This is a genomic window from Jiella sonneratiae (genome assembly GCF_017353515.1).
GTDB classification, from domain to species: Bacteria; Pseudomonadota; Alphaproteobacteria; order Rhizobiales; family Rhizobiaceae; genus Jiella; species Jiella sonneratiae.
The window spans coordinates 420940-437956 of record NZ_JAFMPY010000001.1 but is presented as its reverse complement, the minus strand read 5'-3'; the positions used below and the strand labels follow the sequence as shown (position 1 = coordinate 437956).

The window sequence follows — 17017 nt, the reverse complement described above, 5'->3', positions numbered from 1 at the left end:
GTTCGCGCCCTGGCGCTTCTGCGATGCAATCGGGCCGCCGTTATTCCGCCATTTCGGCGTCGACGATCAACTCCCATCGGGCGGAGCAGAACTTCTGACCGGCTACCGCAGCCGACGATGTGGTCGGTCAGGATCATCGCCCGCAATTCAATGTCTGGGCAGCCGCGCTGGCGCGCCGCGAGAGGGATCTCCGGGCATCAGACAGCCAGCGGTGTCATATCAGGCGGAAAAGGCGCGCGTCCTTCGATGCGGTCGCGATGTCGCCCGTTCTGAGCGCCAGACGGACGCGATCGAGCTTTCGCATGTCCTGAAGAGAGATCGCCGGCGACCACTCGCCCGCGCTGTCCTCGAGCTGCACCAGCACTTCCGCTGCGAGATCGCCTTCATGAATCAGATGAACGCTTGGCCGGGTCATGGCCGCCTCCTGCTCAGAAAGTCATCGCTCCACCGGCTCGGTTCCGGCCTGTATCCGGTGATCAGAACGGCGGGTCCATCCCGACCCTTCGGGATGCCCCAAAGAAGATGGACGGGGCAGCCATCCACATCGAATGTCTTTACCAGTACGCTCGGACCTTTGAACGCCTCCGGATAATCCTCGACGACCCGCCAATCGTCGATGGCATCGAGAAGAGGCGTGACGAGAATTCCGTCGCTTTCGACCTCGTTCAGGGCATGGCCCGAAAAAACCACCTCGCCGCGGCCCAGCAATGCTAGTGGTCCGATTCCGACATTTGGTATCGTCTTGTGGAGACCGTGCAGCAAATGTCGGAATCGAAAGACCACTTGCCAAGTTTTATGATTATAGTGGATTTTTCGAATTTGACATTTGATACGACGCCTCACCCGATCGGGACTCAAATGTCAAATTCAATCCACTAGAACACGCTCGATGGTCTCGGCCATCTACTCCGCCGCTTCCCGCTTCAGCCGCGGCCGTCGCTCCAGAAGCTCGCGCAGGAACTGACCCGTGTAGGAGCGCTCGACCGTGATGACCTCCTCCGGCGTGCCGGTGGCGACGATCTCGCCGCCGCCGTCGCCGCCCTCGGGGCCGATATCGATCAGCCAGTCGGCGGTCTTGATGACCTCGAGATTGTGCTCGATGACCACCACCGTGTTGCCGCGGTCGACGAGGTCGTGCAGCACCTCGAGCAGCTTGGCGACGTCGTGGAAATGCAGGCCCGTCGTCGGCTCGTCGAGGATGTAGAGCGTCTTGCCGGTGGCCTTGCGCGACAGTTCCTTGGCGAGCTTCACCCGCTGCGCCTCGCCGCCCGACAGCGTAGTCGCCTGCTGGCCGATCTTGATGTAGCCGAGGCCGACCTCGTTCAGCGTCACCAGCTTGTCGCGCACCGCCGGCACCGCCGCGAAGAACGACACGCCTTCCTCGACCGTCATGTCGAGGACGTCGGCGATCGACTTCTCCTTGAAGGTGACCTCCAGCGTTTCGCGGTTGTAGCGCTTGCCCTTGCAGACGTCGCAGGTGACGTAGACGTCCGGCAGGAAGTGCATCTCGATCTTGATGACGCCGTCGCCCTGGCAGGCCTCGCAGCGCCCGCCCTTGACGTTGAAGGAGAAACGGCCCGGCTGGTAGCCTCTGGCCTTCGCCTCGGGGAGTGCGGCGAACCAGTCGCGGATCGGCGTGAAGGCGCCGGTATAGGTCGCCGGGTTGGAGCGCGGCGTGCGGCCGATCGGCGACTGGTCGATGTCGATGACCTTGTCGAGGAGCTCCAGCCCCTCGATCCGGTCGTGCTCGGCCGGGATGTCGCGGCCGTTGGCGATGCGGCGTGAGGCGGCCTTGAACAGCGTCTCGATCAGGAAAGTCGACTTGCCGCCGCCCGAGACGCCGGTGACGCAGGAGAACACCCCGAGCGGCACCTCGGCGGTGACGTTTTTGAGGTTGTTGCCGCGCGCGCCGACGACCTTCAGGCGCCTGTTCTTCGGCGCCTTGCGCCGTGTCTCCGGCACCGGCACGCCGAGGTCGCCGGCGAGATAGCGGCCGGTCAGCGACTTCGGATGCGCCATGATTTCGGCCGGCGTCCCGGATGCGATCACTTCGCCGCCGTGGATGCCCGCCGCCGGGCCGATGTCGACGACGTGGTCGGCGGTCAGGATCGCGTCCTCGTCATGCTCGACCACGATGACGGTGTTGCCGATGTCGCGCAGGTGCTTCAGCGTGTCGAGCAGGCGGGCGTTGTCGCGCTGGTGCAGGCCGATCGACGGTTCGTCGAGCACGTAGAGCACGCCGGTCAGGCCGGAGCCGATCTGCGAGGCGAGGCGGATGCGCTGGCTCTCGCCGCCGGACAGCGTGCCGGAGGAGCGCGACAGGGTCAGATAGTCCAGCCCGACGTCGTTGAGGAAGCGCAGCCTTTCGCGGATCTCCTTCAGGATGCGGACGGCGATCTCGTTCTGCTTGGCGTTCATCGCCGCCGGCAGGGCCTCGAACCACTCGGCGGCGTGGCGGATCGAAAGTTCGGTGACCTCGCCGATGTGCCGGCCGGCGATCTTCACCGCCAGAGCCTCGGGCTTCAGCCGGTAGCCGCCGCAGGCCGGGCAGGGCGTCGCCGACATGAAGCGCTCGATCTCCTCGCGCATGAAGGCCGAATCGGTCTCCTTCCAGCGGCGCGCGAGATTGTTGACGACGCCCTCGAAGGTCTTCGTCGTCGCATAGGAGCGGATCCCGTCCCGGTAGCGGAACTCGATCTTGTCCCTGCCCGTGCCGTAGAGGATCGCCGACCGCGCCGTTTCCGACAGTTCGGCCCAGCGGTCGGTCTGCTTGAAGCCGTAGACCTTTCCGAGCCCGTCGAGCGTCTGGCCGTAATAGGGCGAGGTGGACTTCGCCCAGGGCGCGATGGCGCCGGCCTTCAGCGTCGTCGCCTCGTTCGGCACCACGAGCTTCGGATCGACGGCGAGCTGCGAGCCGAGGCCGTCGCAGGTCGGACAGGCGCCGAAGGGGTTGTTGAAGGAAAACAGCCGCGGCTCGATTTCCGGGATGGTGAAGCCGGAGACCGGGCAGGCGAATTTCTCCGAGAACAAGAGCCGCTCGTGCGTCTCGTTCTTGTTGCGGTTGGCGCCGGCATCGGCGAGCCGATCCTTCGGCAGCGGCCGGTCGGCGAACTCGGCGACGGCGAGACCGTCGGCGAGCCCGAGCGCCGTCTCGATCGAATCGGCGAGGCGCGACTTCATGTCCGGCCGCACCACGATGCGGTCGACGACGACGTCGATGTCGTGCTTGTACTTCTTGTCGAGGGCCGGGGCGTCGGCGATCTCGTGATACGCGCCGTCGATCTTGACCCGCTGGAAGCCCTTCTTCTGAAGCTCCGCAAGCTCCTTGCGGTACTCGCCCTTGCGGCCGCGGATCATCGGCGCCAGCAGATAGAGCCGCGTCCCTTCTTCGAGATCAAGCACCCGGTCGACCATCTGGCTGACCGTCTGGCTCTCGATCGGCAGGCCGGTCGCCGGCGAATAGGGCACGCCGACCCGGGCGAAGAGAAGCCGGAGATAGTCGTAGATCTCGGTGACCGTGCCGACCGTCGAGCGCGGATTCTTCGACGTCGTCTTCTGTTCGATCGAGATCGCCGGCGACAGGCCGTCGATCTGGTCGACGTCCGGCTTCTGCATCATCTCGAGGAACTGCCGGGCATAGGCGGAGAGGCTCTCGACATAGCGCCGCTGCCCTTCGGCATAGATCGTGTCGAAGGCGAGCGAAGACTTGCCGGAGCCGGAAAGCCCCGTCATGACGATCAGCCTGTCGCGGGGCAGGTCGAGGTCGACGCCCTTCAGATTGTGCTCGCGCGCGCCGCGAATGGAGATCGTCTTCAATTCGGCCATGAAATCCGCGGTCCGTCGTTCGTCTCGGTCTGCAGGGCAGGGCACTACTTAAGGCTCGCGGCGACAGACTCCAAGGCGCCGTCCCGAAGATGCCGCGCTCTGCGACTCAACCCTTGCATGTTCGTATTTTGTTCTATAAACCGGATTCCATGAGTTGAAAAGCCGTCGCGAGCATGCGGGCTCGAGGGTCGACGGAACTCGTGGGACAGGCCAAGGCAGTGCGGCGGCTGCGACCGCGGCGGCGGCGCATGGTTCGGCAGGCCGCCTTGCGACGGTGGGCCGGCGACGCGCCGTTGCGGTCGTGGGCTGCGCCCGGCGATGCCGACGGGATGGCTCGGGTAGGTGGGGATGAGCGCGGCCCTCCGCCTTTCGTCCCGAATGCGGCTCGTCTAGGGTCGCGGCAAATTCAGCGATGGGGAGTCCGGTCATGGCGGGCAGCGTCAACAAGGTCATTCTGGTGGGCAATCTCGGGGCCGATCCCGAGATCCGGCGCCTCAACTCCGGCGACGCGGTGGCAAATCTCAGGATCGCCACCTCGGAGAACTGGCGCGACAAGTCGTCGGGCGAGCGCCGCGAGCGCACCGAGTGGCACAATGTCGTGATCTTCAACGAGAACCTCGTGAAGGTCGCCGAGCAGTTCCTGAAGAAGGGCTCGAAGGTCTATATCGAGGGTCAGCTCCAGACCCGCAGCTGGGACGACCAGTCCGGCCAGAAGCGCTACACCACCGAGGTCGTGCTGCAGCGTTTCCGCGGCGATCTGCAGATGCTGGATTCGCGCGGCGATGGCGAGGGCGGCGGTGGCGGTTCGCGCGGTGGCGGCGGCTACGAGCGCGGCGGATCCGACCGCGGTGGCGGCTATGGCGGCGGCGACCGTGACCGCGGCGACTACGGCGGCGGCGGCCGGTCGAACGATCTCGACGACGAAATCCCGTTCTGAGGCACGGGGCAGCCGAGCCGCGCCGGCCGCGTGCCGGCACGGCCCGCCGTGATCTCGCCGCCCGCCTCACGTCGACGCCTGACGGCGTCGTCAGCCGTCACGTGTCGGGATGATCCTCGGCGTCCTTCCGGGCGAGCGCCTTGTGCCCCGTCTGCGATTGCACCTCGACATAGACCTTGCGGACGATCGGGAATTTTTCGCGGACGAGGTGTTCGGTCTCGCTGACGATCGATTCGATCCGCTGGGACACGACGTCGTCCTTGAAGTCGACGCTGATCGTCAGAAGCACGTCCTCCGGCCCGAGATGCAGCGTGCGCAGCTCGTTGATCGCGGCAATCTCCGCATGGCTTCCCAGCTTGTCGCGGACCAGGCGGTCGATTTCCGGCCCGGCCGTCTCGCCGATCAGCAGTCCCTTGACCTCGATGGCGAGGAAGATCGCGACCAGGGCGAGCAGGACGCCGATCAGGATCGAGCCGATCGCGTCGAACTGGTGAATGCCCGTCGACCAGGACAGGCCGATGCCGATCGCCGCGATGACCACGCCGATGCAGGCCGCCGAATCCTCGAACAGGACGACGAAGATCGAGGGGTCCTTCATGTCGCGAAAGTCGCGCAGGAAGCCGCGGCCGCGGCGCCGTTGCTGGAACTCGCGGAAGGCGACCGACCACGAATAGCCCTCGAAGCAGAAGGCGAGGAACAGGACGCCGAGCGCGACGAGCGGCGAGGTCAGTTCGCTCTCTCCGGAGATCAGGCCCATGACGCCCTCGTAGCCGGAAAATCCGGCGCCGAGGGCGAAGATGAAGATGGCGACGAGAAACGACCAGAAATACACCTCGGCGCCGTAGCCGAAGGGATGCTTGTCGTCGGGCGGCTTCTTCGAGTTCTTCAGGCCGATCAGCAGGAATCCCTGATTGGCGGTGTCGATGATCGAATGGATGCCCTCGGCGAGCATCGAGGAGGAGCCGGTGAACAGGGCTGCGACCAGCTTCGTCGCGGCGATGGCGAGATTGGCGCCGGCGGCGGCGATCACCGCGCCCTTGCTGCCCTCGGAACTGCTTGAACTCTCGCCTTCTCGTGCGGCTTCCGCCATCCGCTGCTCTCCTCAAGGTGAATCCGGAACACAACACGACAGCAGGCGAAACGTTGCGTCACTTCGCGCATCGCGGACCGGCGTCGCCGGGCGTGCCGGCCGGCATGTCGTGATGCGAAAGCACGCAGGCCTCGGCTCAAGCCGCCGCCGGAGCGGTGGCGGCGGTCGAATGCATCAGCGCCGCGGCGCCGTCGGCGGCGAACTGAACCGCCAGCGCGGCGAGGAGGACGCCGAGAAGCCGCGAGATGACCGCGCGGCTGGTGACGCCGAGAAACCGGTCGAGGCGGTGGGCGACGGCGAGGAATGCGAAGGTCGAGGCGACGGCTGCGAAGATCACGGCGAGGAGCGCCGCCTTGCCGACGAGGCCCGGCAGGTTGCCGGCGAGGAGGATGACGGCGGAGATCGCGCCGGGCCCGGCCATCAGCGGGATCGCCAGCGGAAAGGCCGCGACGTCGCCGCCGTCCGGGTCTCCGACGGCCTGGCTGGCGCTCTTCTGCTTGCGCTCGGTGCGCTTTTCGAACACCAGCTCGAAGCCGATCCAGAAGAGGAACAGGCCGCCGGCGAGACGGAAGGCGCCGAGGGTGATGCCGAGTACCTCGAGCAGCGCGAGGCCGGTGAGGCCGAACAGCGCCAGGATGGCGAAGGCGATGAGCGAGGCGCGCAGGGCGAGGGCGCTGCGCGTCTGCGACCCGGCTCCCGGCGTCAGCGCGAGGAACAGCGGCACCAGGCCGAGCGGGTCGAGGATGACGAAGAGGGTCGTGAACCCGTTGAGGAGGACGTCGAACATCGGCTCTGCATCCCGGCGTTTGTCGTCATCTTCGGTAGCAGCTTCCGGCGCGAGAGCAAGCGGCGCGCACGGCCCGGTGCGACGGCCGCGCGACGCGGGCGATTCGCCCCCCGATCCCTCCCGGCGAGGGCCAGACACGGGGCGGACACATTGCGCGCGACCATTTCTTTGGACGCCTCCATAAGACATTGTTTCATATGACAATTTTTACGGGATGACGAAGGCCGGAGATTTGCGCTTCCCGGGCCGCCGCGCTATAGCGGACGCACGGAAATCTTGCCGATCAGGACAGCTTCTTGGCAGACGAAAACGACCCGCCGATCCAGCCGCCCCCCGCGGGGCCCGGCAGCGGCATCGATACCATCTCCATCATCGAGGAAATGCAGCGCAGCTATCTCGATTACGCCATGAGCGTGATCGTCAGCCGCGCGCTGCCGGACGTGCGAGACGGCCTGAAGCCGGTGCACCGGCGCATCCTCTACGCGATGCACGAGATGGGGCTGAACTCCACCAAGTCCTACCGCAAGTCCGCCGGCGTCGTGGGCGAGGTGATGGGTAAATACCACCCGCACGGCGACGCGGCGATCTACGACGCGCTGGTGCGCATGGCGCAGGACTGGTCGCTGCGCGCGCCGGTGATCGACGGGCAGGGCAATTTCGGCTCGATCGACGGCGATCCCCCCGCGGCGATGCGCTACACCGAGTGCCGGCTGCAGAAGATCGCCGACCCGCTGCTCGAGGACATCGACAAGGAAACCGTCGATTTCCAGGAGAACTACGACGGCCGCGAACACGAGCCCGTCGTTCTGCCGGCGCGGTTCCCGAACCTTCTCGTCAACGGCTCGGGCGGCATCGCCGTCGGCATGGCGACGAACATTCCGCCGCACAATCTCGGCGAGGTGATCGACGGCTGCGTCGCGATGATCGACAATCCGGAGATCACGCTCGAGGAACTCGTCGAGATCATTCCCGGGCCGGACTTCCCGACCGGCGCGCTGGTTCTCGGCCGCGCCGGCATCATGTCGGCCTATTCGACCGGCCGCGGCTCGATCCTGATGCGCGGCAAGGTCCACATCGAGACGCTGCGCGGCGAGCGCGAGGCGATCATCGTCACCGAGGTTCCCTATCAGGTGAACAAGGCCTCGATGATCGAGAAGATGGCCGAGCTGGTGCGCGACAAGCGCATCGAGGGCATCTCCGACATCCGCGACGAGAGCGACCGCGACGGTTACCGCGTGGTCGTCGAGCTGAAGCGCGACGCCTCCTCCGACGTGGTGCTCAACCAGCTCTATCGCTTCACGCCGCTGCAGACCTCCTTCGGCGCCAACATCGTCGCGCTGAACGGCGGCAAGCCCGAACAGCTGACGCTCCCCGACATGCTGTCGGCTTTCATCGCCTTCCGCGAGGAGGTGGTGAACCGGCGCACCAAGTTCCTGCTGCGCAAGGCGCGCGAGCGGGCCCATGTCCTGGTCGGCCTCGCCATCGCCGTCGCCAACATCGACGAGGTGATCAAGCTGATCCGCGAGGCGCCGGATCCGGCGACGGCGCGCGAACGGCTGATGGAGCGCAACTGGGAGGCCAAGGACGTCGCGCCGCTGATCCGGCTGATCGACGACCCGCGCCACCGCATCACCGAAGACGGCACCTACCGGCTGTCGGAAGCGCAGGCGCGGGCGATCCTCGATCTGCGCCTGCAGCGCCTGACGGCGCTCGGCCGCGACGAGATCGGCGACGAGCTGAACAAGATCGGCGCCGAGATCCGCGAATATCTCGAAATCCTGTCCTCGCGGATCAAGGTCCGCGAGATCATCAAGGCCGAGCTCATCGCCATCCGCGACGAGTTCTCCACCCCGCGCCGCACGCAGCTGACCGAAGGCGCCGCGGACATGGAGGACGAGGACCTCATCCCCCGCGAGGACATGGTCGTCACGGTCAGCCACGGCGGCTACATCAAGCGCGTGCCGCTCGGCACCTACCGGGCGCAGCGGCGCGGCGGCAAGGGCCGCGCCGGCATGTCGCTGAAGAACGACGAGGACTCGGTGACGCGGCTGTTCGTCGCCAACACCCACACCGCCGTCTTGTTCTTCTCCTCGCGCGGCATCGTCTACAAGGAAAAGGTCTGGCGGCTGCCGCTGGCGACGCCGCAGTCGCGCGGCAAGGCGATGATCAACCTCCTGCCGCTGGAAAAGGGCGAGCGCATCACCTCGATCCTGCCGCTGCCGAGCGATCCGGATGCCGCCGAGCGGCTCAACGTGATGTTCGCGACGACCCGGGGCACCGTCCGCCGCAACAAGCTGTCGGACTTCGTCCAGGTGAACCGCAACGGCAAGATCGCCATGAAGCTCGACGAGGAAGGCGACGAGATTCTCGCCGTCGCCACCTGCACCGAGGACGACGACGTGCTGCTCACCGCCTCGTCCGGCCAGTGCATCCGCTTCTCGACCACCGACGTCCGGGTCTTCGCCGGGCGCAATTCGGTGGGCGTGCGCGGCATCTCGCTCGGCAAGGGCGAGACGGTCGTCTCGATGGCGATCCTGCGTCACGTCGAGGCGACGCCGGCCGAGCGCGCGTCCTATCTGAAGATGCGCCGGGCCGTCGAAGGCGAGGCCGCCGGCGACGTCAACGGCGACGCGCCGGTGGTCGAGGAAGAGGGCGTCGAGGACGTCGCGATCACCCCCGAGCGCTACGGCGAACTTAGCGCCGCCGAGGAGTTCATCCTGACGGTGAGCGAGTTCGGCTACGGCAAGCGCTCGTCTTCCTACGAGTTCCGGATAAGCGGTCGCGGCGGCAAGGGCATCCGCGCTACCGACACCAACCGCCTCGACAAGCTGGGACGGCTCGTCGCCGGCTTCCCGGTGGATCGCGAGGACCAGCTCCTCCTCGTCACCGATCGCGGCCAGGTGATCCGCGTCCCGATCGAGGGCATCGGCATGAAGGGCCGCGCGACGGGGGGCGTCACGATCTTCCGGACGGCCGACGGCGAGCGGGTGGTTTCGGTCGAGCGCATCCCCGACCAGGGAGCGGACGAGGCCGGCGAGAGCGAGGACGGGGCGGGGCTCGACGGCGATCCGGGTCCGGACGCTGCGCCGGGTGGTTCCGACATGTCGATCGATTTGGGACCGGAAGATGCCGGTCCGGATGGTCAGGAGCCAGGTGACACGGACGATTGAGCCGTCCGAATTCGCGAAAGAAAAAAAGGGGCCGTCCTGCCTGTGCGGGATGGCCCTTCTCTTGTTCAGCTCGCGCCGGCATGTCGGACAGCGGCCCGGATATTTACGGCAGCCGGCGGTGAGCAATCAGCCAGCGGTCATACATCCACTCAGGTCATGCATCCGCCTGTGGCCGGCGCACGTTGCGGCACAAGTCGTCCGGAGACGGGTCGCGATGTGTTGCGTGAGCCAAAGCCTTGTCGGCCGGTGAGACCAGTTTACTGCCCCGTCCCCGTCCGGTCAGCGGTCCTGCACGCGGAAGCCGAATCCATCGCGGTTCTTCGCGAGAACCTTGATCCGGGCATCCTCGCGGTCTTCGCTGAGGGCGATCGCCGTCGCGGTCGCGAGGGTGAGAACCAAAGTCATCGACAAGGCGATCATCAGCATCTGCGCATCTCCATTTTGATCCCCAAACCGCCGGGAGGGGCATTTCGTTCCCGATCGCGATGCCAGGCGATCGTCACGAAGTCGTAATCCGGCGGGCTGCGATCGACAGATCATCGGTGCGCCGCATGAGTAATTTGTATATGAGGCGCTCGGGGCGCCAATGAACTTTCGTCGCTACCCGTCAAACCAGCGTGAACGGAGCGGTCTGCCCATGCCGAGACGCGGCTTCTACCCCGGATCCTTCGATCCCCTGACGAACGGCCACCTGTCGGTGCTCGTCCAGGCGCTGGCGGTGTTCGACGAGGTGGTCGTCGGCATCGGCGTGCATCCCGGCAAGCAGGCGCTGTTTTCCTTCGAGGAGCGGGTGGCGATGATCCGCGAGGCCGTCGCGGCGAGCGCGGCGCCGGAACGCGTCGGCGTCGTCTCTTTCGACGGATTGGTGGTCGATGCGGCCGACGCAGCGGGCGCCGTCGCGCTGATCCGCGGTGTCAGGGACGGCACCGATCTCGATTACGAGATGCAGATGGCGGGAATGAACGGCGCGATGCGTCCGCAGGTCGTGACGCTGTTTTTCCCCGCATCGCCCGACACCAGGCCCATTACCGCCACATTGGTTCGGCAGATCGCCAAAATGGGCGGGGACGTTTCGCGTTTCGTTCCGGCCCACGTCGCTGCGGCGATCAGGGGGAAACGCGGGCCGCGCCAGGGCATGGATACCGAAGGGTCGTGACGCTGCCGGAAAACCGGGGGCGAAGCGGCGGCTCCGGTTCCCGGCTTCGGCGCAGGCCGGCTTCGATTTTGGGGTGACATGATGAAACTCGTTGCAATGCTCGGCCTTGCGGCCGCGATCTCCGCCGCGTCGATGCCGGCCCATGCCGCATCGCCGAAATCCGAGGCGGAGAACACGCTGGTGATCATGACGAAGGACGGCGAGATCGACGTCAAGCTGCGGCCGGACCTCGCGCCGAACCACGTCAAGCGGATCAAGCAGCTCGCCCGCGACCACGCCTATGACGGCGTCGTCTTTCACCGGGTGATCGACGGCTTCATGGCCCAGACGGGCGACGTCGAGTTCGGCAAGGAAGGATCGAGCGGCTTCAGCCCGGACCGCGCCGGCATGGGCGGATCGAAGCTGCCGGACCTCAAGGCGGAGTTCTCCAAGGAGCCCTTCGATCGCGGCACCGTCGGCATGGCCCGCGCCCAGGATCCGAACTCGGCCAACTCGCAGTTCTTCATCATGCTCGCCGACGGCCATTTCCTCGACGGCCAGTATACGGTGGTCGGCAACGTCACCAAGGGCATGGACGTGGTCGACAAGATCAAGAAGGGCGACTCCCAGGCCAACGGCGCGGTGGACGATCCCGACAAGATGCTGACGGTCACGGTCGCCGCGGACCAAAAATAGTCTTTCGCGCGTGAGCCTTGGCTGAGGCGGCGGAGCGGGACGAGCTGTCGCAGGCGCGTCCCGGCCGCGCTCTTGCGTCTCGCGCCAAAAGCGCCCAAACAGCCCGTTCACGCGCCGGCCGGGCAACGGCCGGCATGTTCACGGAAAGAGAGGGCGCTCCGTTGGCTTACGAAAATCCCGAAGACACGCTGATACTCGAGACGAGCAAGGGCACGGTCGTCATCAAGCTGAGGCCGGACATCGCTCCGGGCCACGTCGCACGGGTGAAGGAACTCGCGCGTGAAGGCTTTTACGACGGCGTGGTCTTTCACCGGGTTATCGACGGCTTCATGGCGCAGACCGGCGATCCGACCGGCACCGGCGCCGGCGGTTCCGACAAGCCCGACCTCAAGGCCGAGTTCTCGGACACGCCGCACAAGCGCGGAACCGTCTCGGCGGCGCGGACGGCCAATCCCAATTCGGCGAACTCGCAGTTCTTCATCTGCTTCGAGGACGCGCCCTGGCTGAACAAGCAGTATTCGGTCTGGGGCGAGGTGATCGAGGGCATGGAGAACGTCGACCAGATCAAGCGCGGCGAGCCGGTGCGCGATCCCGACCAGATCAAGACCATGCGGGTCGCGGCAGACCTCGAAGGCTGAGGCCTCGCCCGCCCGGCAACGCGTCTCGCCGGCCGTCGGCCGGGCGGCGGCGCCGGCGATGCGCGGCGCCTGACATGAGAGCCTTGCGACGATGCGCGTCGACCTCTTCGACTTCGACCTCCCGGAGGAGCGAATCGCGCTTCGGCCGGCCGTGCCGCGCGAGGCGGCGCGGCTGCTCTGCGTCGCGGCGTCGGGTTCGCTCGCCGACCGCACGGTCGGCGACCTGCCCGGCCTCTGCCGTCCGGGCGACGTGCTCGTCTTCAATGATACCAGGGTCATCCCGGCACGCCTGAGCGGCATCCGACGGCGCGAGGGCGTGACCACCGGCGACGGCGTCGCCCGCATCGAGGCGACGCTGCACATGCGCCTCGACCCGGATCGCTGGAAGGCCTTTCTGCGCCCGGCGAAGCGGGTGAAGGCCGGCGACCGGATCGTCTTCGGGGCCGAGGAGGGCGGCGCCTGCCTGATGGGCCGGCTTGTCGCGGAGGTCGAAGAGCGGGGCGAAGCCGGCGAGGCGACGCTGCGTTTCGAACTCGCGGGCCCGGTCCTCGACGAGGCGATCGCCGCCATCGGCCACATCCCGCTGCCCCCCTACATCGCCTCGAAGCGGCCGGACGACGAGGCCGACCGGCGCGACTACCAGACGATCTTCGCCAAAAACAGCGGTGCCGTCGCGGCGCCGACGGCGGGTCTGCACTTCACGCCGGAACTCATGCAGCGCTTCGAGGCCGGCGGCGTCGGCGTCGAGTTCCTGACGCTGCACGTCGGGGCCGGCACGTTCCTGCCGGTCAAGGCGGAAGACACCGCAGAGCACCGCATGCACGCGGAGATCGGCCATGTCGATGCGGCGACGGCGGAGCGGCTGAACGAAGCGAGGCGGCGGGGCGGGCGCATCGTCGCCGTCGGGACGACGTCGCTGCGGCTCCTCGAAAGCGCTGCCGGCGGCGACGGCGTCATCCGTCCCTTCGCCGGCGCGACCGACATCTTCATTACCCCCGGCTACCGCTTCAGGGCGGTCGACCGCCTGGTGACGAATTTCCACCTGCCGCGCTCGACGCTGTTCATGCTGGTCTCGGCCTTTTCGGGCCTCGATACCATGCGGTCGGCCTATGCCCACGCCGTCGCGACCGGCTATCGCTTCTATTCCTATGGCGATGCCTGCCTGCTGGATCGGGCGACGTGACGATCGAGCGCACGGGGCTGGCCCGCCCGCCGGCTTCTGCTTCCGAGCGCGAGCCGACGCTCGGCCATGCGCTCGCCTCCACCGCAAACGCAACGGGCGGAGCCTCGCGGCCCCGCCCGGTGTCTGACTGGACGCTGCAGCCTCGCGGCCGCGCGAAATTCGTCATACGGTTTCCGGCAGATCACTTCGTGATGCCGGAAACAAAGACGGTCATTCGCCGCGCGGGCCTGATACGGGCCCCGCTCCGATCGAGCTGATCTCGTATCAGTCGATGATCTTCACGATGTTGCGGTTGTCGTCGACCAGCACGGTGTGGCCGTCGACGACGGCATATTCGTAGGGGCCGACATTGTCCGGAAGACGGTACAGCGGCACCGGCTCCGGAAGGGCGGTGCCGACCGTCACGGTGTAGCCGTCGGGAGCCGCCACGGACTCGTGCTTCTCCTTGGTGACGTAGGTCCGGATCGTGTCGTAGTCGGGCTCCTTGGTGGTCTCGACGGTGGTGGTCGTCGTCGTGGTCGTCTGGGCGACGGCGGCCGGAGCGGCAAGCGCGATCGCGGCGACGGCGAGGATGATGCGTTTCATCGGTTCGATCCTTCTGGATTGTCCTTCGGGGCCGACAACTCCCGGCAGCCGTCGAGCGTTCCCGACGAGGGATCGCAAATCCTTGCTGTTCGCAACCATTCGTGAGTTCTCAAGCCGCGTGTCTCTTGTGATCCGAGCGAGGCGCGAGCCTGCCGGGCCGTGAGGCGAAATAACCGCCCGCGGGCGTTTTCGCGTTGCCAGCCGGCGCCCGGCGGGCTACCCGATGCCGGCCATGACCGAAGCCTTCTCCTTCCGCCTCCATGCGACAGACGGTCGCGCCCGCCGCGGCACGATTGCGATGCCGCGCGGCACGGTGCGCACGCCCGCCTTCATGCCGGTCGGGACCGCCGGGACCGTCAAGGCGATGTATCTCTCCCAGGTCCGGGAACTCGGCGCCGACATCATCCTCGGAAACGTCTACCACCTGATGCTGCGCCCGGGCGCCGAGCGCGTCGCCCGGCTCGGCGGCCTGCACGAATTCGCGCGCTGGCCCTATCCGATCCTGACCGATTCCGGCGGCTTCCAGGTGATGTCGCTCGCCGACCTCAGGAAGCTCGACGAGACCGGCGTCACCTTCCGCTCGCATGTCGACGGCTCGGTCCATTCGCTGACGCCGGAACGCTCGATCGAGATCCAGGGGCTGCTCGACTCCGACATCCAGATGCAGCTCGACGAGTGCATCCGCCTGCCGGCCGAGCGGCCGGAGATCGAACGGGCGATGGAACTGTCGCTGCGTTGGGCCGAACGGTGCAAGGCGGCGTTCGGCAACCAGCCCGGCAAGGCGATGTTCGGCATCGTCCAGGGCGGCACGGAGATCGACCTGCGCCAGCGCTCGGCGGCGGGCCTTTCGGCGATGGACCTCAAGGGCTACGCCGTCGGCGGTCTCGCCGTCGGCGAGCCGCAGGCGGTGATGCTCGAAACGCTCGACGAGACGGTGCCGGTGCTGCCCGAGGCGAAGCCGCGCTACCTGATGGGTGTCGGCACGCCGGACGACATCATCCGCTCCGTCGCCCGGGGCATCGACATGTTCGACTGCGTGATGCCGACCAGAGCCGGCCGGCACGGCCTCGCCTATTCCCGCCGCGGCAAGATCAACCTGAAGAACGCCCGCCATGCCGAGGACCCGCGGCCGCTCGACGAGACGTCGGACTGCCCGGCGGCGCGCGATTATTCGCGGGCCTATCTGCATCACCTCGTGCGCTCGGACGAGTCGCTCGGCGGCATGCTGCTGACGTGGAACAACCTTGCCTACTACCAGTCGCTGATGGCCGGCATCCGGGCGGCGATCGAGGCCGGCCGCTACGGCGACTTCTGTGCCGAGGTCTCGGAAGGCTGGGCAAAAGGCGACCTGCCGGCGCTCGGCTGATCGTGGTCTCAGCCGAGGCGCACGCCGCGGGCGACCGGCGTGCCGCGCAGCAGGTCGGCGGCCCGCATCGGCCGGCCGCCGGGACGCTGCAGTTCCAGGAGACGCACGGCGCCGCTGCCGCAGGCGACGGCGAGCCCGTCGTCGAGCACGGTGCCGGGCGCCTCGCAAGCGTCGCCGGAGAGTTCGGCTCCGGCGAGGGCGACCGCCCGCAGGACCTTTACCCGCTCCGGCGCGCCGCCGAGCGCGACGGTCGTGAAGGCCCCCGGCATCGGCGAAAAGCCGTTGATTCTGCCGGCGACGGCACCCGCCGCGGCCGACCAGTCGATCTCGGCCTCCGCCTTGTCGATCTTTCTGGCATAGACGGCCCGGCGTCCGGTGCGGGCTTCGATCGCGGCCTGTTCTTCGAAGGCGAGGGTGCCGGCTTCGAGCTTTTCCAGCGCCTCGACCATCAGGGTTGCCGAGAGCCGGCTGAGCCGCTCCTGCAGGTCGCCCGCCGTCTCCGACGGTCCGATCGGCGTCTCGGCGGTGAGCGCCACCGGGCCGGTGTCGAGCCCCGCCTCCATCCGCATCACCATCATGCCGGTCACCGCGTCGCCCGCCTCGATCGCCCGCTGGATGGGCGCGGCGCCGCGCCAGCGCGGCAGCAGCGAGCCGTGGCCGTTGAGGCAGCCGAAGCGCGGCGCGTCGAGAAGCCGCTTCGGCAAGAGGAGGCCGTAGGCGACGACCACCGCGACGTCGGCCTGAAGCGCCGCGAAGGCCTCGATCTCCGCCGGATCCTTGAAATCGAGGGGCGTGCGGACGGGAAGGCCCAGGCGCTCCGCCTCGAGATGGACCGGCGACGGCGTGAGCTTCAGCCCGCGCCGCCCGGCCTTGCGCGGCGGCTGGGTATAGACCGCCCGAAACGAATGGCCGGCCGCGGCGACGGCGGCGAGCGTCGGCACCGAGAAGGCCGGCGTGCCCATGTAGACGACGGCGAGCGCCACCGGCTCAGCCCGCCTTGAGCCGCGCCTGCTTGGTGAACTTCTTGATCACCATGTCGCGCTTGAGCTTCGAGATGTGGTCGATGAACAGGATGCCGTCGAGATGGTCGATCTCGTGCTGCAGGCAGGTGGCGTAGAGCCCGCTCGCGCTTTCCTCGTGCATCGCTCCGTCGAGGCCGAGATAGCGCACCGTCACCTCGGCCGGCCGCTCCACCTCGGCATAATAGTCGGGAATGGAGAGGCAGCCCTCCTCGTAGGTGCTCCGCCCGTCGGACCGCGAGACGACCTCGGGATTGAGGAAGACGCGCGGCGTCTTCTCCTCTTCCTCCTTCGACACGTCGAGGACGAGCATCCGGATCGGCTCGCCCACCTGGATCGCGGCAAGGCCGATGCCGGGGGCGTCGTACATCGTCTCCAGCATGTCGTCGGCGAATTTGCGCAGCGTCTCGTCCACCCGCTCGATGGGCGTCGAGACCTGGCGCAGCTTGGGATCGGGGAGGATGATGAGCGGCTTGATCGTCATGGCTGCGGAGGTAGTCGCTGGCGCGGGGGCGGTCAATCCGGTTGTTGCGCGGGGTTGCAGTGTTTGCGGCGGCTTCTCCCGTCGTTTCGTTCTGCTTTTGGT

At 67.3% G+C, this 17017-nt stretch carries 17 protein-coding genes; 8 read left to right on the top strand and 9 right to left on the bottom strand.

From position 1 onward, the window contains the following. Nucleotides 1–214: 214 nt before the first annotated feature. The 3 genes from J1C47_RS01935 to uvrA all read right to left on the bottom strand — a co-directional run bounded on the left by J1C47_RS01935 (nucleotide 215) and on the right by uvrA (nucleotide 3825). Entirely contained in the window at nucleotides 215–415 is a 201-nt protein-coding gene (locus J1C47_RS01935; protein ID WP_207349022.1) for a hypothetical protein, read from the bottom strand. Beyond that, entirely contained in the window at nucleotides 412–708 is a 297-nt protein-coding gene (locus tag J1C47_RS01930; RefSeq protein ID WP_207349021.1) for a DUF4258 domain-containing protein, read from the bottom strand. Before J1C47_RS01930 ends, J1C47_RS01935 begins: the two co-directional genes overlap by 4 nt. Before the next feature lie 195 nt (nucleotides 709–903). Continuing rightward, complete coding sequence (gene uvrA / locus J1C47_RS01925; protein ID WP_207349020.1) at nucleotides 904–3825, bottom strand: excinuclease ABC subunit UvrA; 2922 nt, start codon at nucleotides 3823–3825, stop codon at nucleotides 904–906. A gap of 427 nt (nucleotides 3826–4252) precedes the next feature. Between uvrA and ssb the strand changes: the two genes are divergently transcribed. Beyond that, nucleotides 4253–4762: a single-stranded DNA-binding protein gene (gene ssb, locus J1C47_RS01920; RefSeq protein WP_207349019.1), complete on the top strand. Its 510-nt coding sequence runs from the start codon at nucleotides 4253–4255 to the stop codon at nucleotides 4760–4762. Between the two features lie 97 nt (nucleotides 4763–4859). On the opposite strand, the gene J1C47_RS01915 is transcribed toward ssb, so the two are convergent. Together J1C47_RS01915 and J1C47_RS01910 are read right to left on the bottom strand one after the other, a co-directional pair. Then, nucleotides 4860–5852 carry a cation diffusion facilitator family transporter gene (locus J1C47_RS01915; RefSeq protein ID WP_207349018.1) on the bottom strand — a complete coding sequence of 331 codons (993 nt, stop codon included), beginning with the start codon at nucleotides 5850–5852 and terminating at the stop codon, nucleotides 4860–4862. A gap of 136 nt (nucleotides 5853–5988) precedes the next feature. Next, entirely contained in the window at nucleotides 5989–6639 is a 651-nt protein-coding gene (locus J1C47_RS01910) for a MarC family protein (RefSeq protein WP_207349017.1), read from the bottom strand. 380 nt (nucleotides 6640–7019) lie between these two features. Here J1C47_RS01910 and gyrA point away from each other — a divergent pair, with 380 nt between their 5' ends. Continuing rightward, nucleotides 7020–9809, top strand: coding sequence for a DNA gyrase subunit A (gene gyrA, locus J1C47_RS01905; RefSeq protein WP_245396311.1), 2790 nt, complete (start codon nucleotides 7020–7022; stop codon nucleotides 9807–9809). Nucleotides 9810–10088: 279 nt separating this feature from the next. On the opposite strand, the gene J1C47_RS01900 is transcribed toward gyrA, so the two are convergent. Continuing rightward, the gene (locus J1C47_RS01900; protein ID WP_207349015.1) at nucleotides 10089–10235 is read right to left on the bottom strand and encodes a hypothetical protein; all 147 of its coding nucleotides are present in this window, start codon (nucleotides 10233–10235) and stop codon (nucleotides 10089–10091) included. A 211-nt stretch (nucleotides 10236–10446) separates the two neighbouring features. On the opposite strand from J1C47_RS01900, the gene coaD reads away from it, so the two are divergent. The 5 genes from coaD to J1C47_RS01875 all read left to right on the top strand — a co-directional run bounded on the left by coaD (nucleotide 10447) and on the right by J1C47_RS01875 (nucleotide 13718). Beyond that, nucleotides 10447–10965, top strand: coding sequence for a pantetheine-phosphate adenylyltransferase (gene coaD, locus J1C47_RS01895; RefSeq protein WP_207349014.1), 519 nt, complete (start codon nucleotides 10447–10449; stop codon nucleotides 10963–10965). A gap of 81 nt (nucleotides 10966–11046) precedes the next feature. Beyond that, complete coding sequence (locus J1C47_RS01890) at nucleotides 11047–11640, top strand: peptidylprolyl isomerase (RefSeq protein WP_207349084.1); 594 nt, start codon at nucleotides 11047–11049, stop codon at nucleotides 11638–11640. Between the two features lie 161 nt (nucleotides 11641–11801). Further along, nucleotides 11802–12278: a peptidylprolyl isomerase gene (locus J1C47_RS01885; protein WP_207349013.1), complete on the top strand. Its 477-nt coding sequence runs from the start codon at nucleotides 11802–11804 to the stop codon at nucleotides 12276–12278. A gap of 91 nt (nucleotides 12279–12369) precedes the next feature. Then, complete coding sequence (gene queA / locus J1C47_RS01880; protein WP_207349012.1) at nucleotides 12370–13461, top strand: tRNA preQ1(34) S-adenosylmethionine ribosyltransferase-isomerase QueA; 1092 nt, start codon at nucleotides 12370–12372, stop codon at nucleotides 13459–13461. Then, nucleotides 13458–13718, top strand: a complete 261-nt coding sequence (locus J1C47_RS01875; RefSeq protein WP_207349011.1) for a hypothetical protein — start codon at nucleotides 13458–13460, stop codon at nucleotides 13716–13718. The genes queA and J1C47_RS01875 overlap by 4 nt, the downstream gene beginning before the upstream one ends. Nucleotides 13719–13725: 7 nt before the next feature. Here the strand turns inward: J1C47_RS01875 and J1C47_RS01870 are convergent, their stop codons facing one another. After that, nucleotides 13726–14046, bottom strand: coding sequence for a DUF1236 domain-containing protein (locus J1C47_RS01870; RefSeq protein ID WP_207349010.1), 321 nt, complete (start codon nucleotides 14044–14046; stop codon nucleotides 13726–13728). Between the two features lie 232 nt (nucleotides 14047–14278). Between J1C47_RS01870 and tgt the strand changes: the two genes are divergently transcribed. After that, complete coding sequence (gene tgt, locus J1C47_RS01865; RefSeq protein ID WP_207349009.1) at nucleotides 14279–15412, top strand: tRNA guanosine(34) transglycosylase Tgt; 1134 nt, start codon at nucleotides 14279–14281, stop codon at nucleotides 15410–15412. An 8-nt stretch (nucleotides 15413–15420) separates the two neighbouring features. Here the strand turns inward: tgt and fmt are convergent, their stop codons facing one another. Then, nucleotides 15421–16395 carry a methionyl-tRNA formyltransferase gene (gene fmt, locus J1C47_RS01860; RefSeq protein WP_207349008.1) on the bottom strand — a complete coding sequence of 325 codons (975 nt, stop codon included), beginning with the start codon at nucleotides 16393–16395 and terminating at the stop codon, nucleotides 15421–15423. A 4-nt stretch (nucleotides 16396–16399) separates the two neighbouring features. Beyond that, nucleotides 16400–16915: a peptide deformylase gene (def, locus tag J1C47_RS01855; RefSeq protein WP_207349007.1), complete on the bottom strand. Its 516-nt coding sequence runs from the start codon at nucleotides 16913–16915 to the stop codon at nucleotides 16400–16402. Nucleotides 16916–17017: the final 102 nt, after the last annotated feature.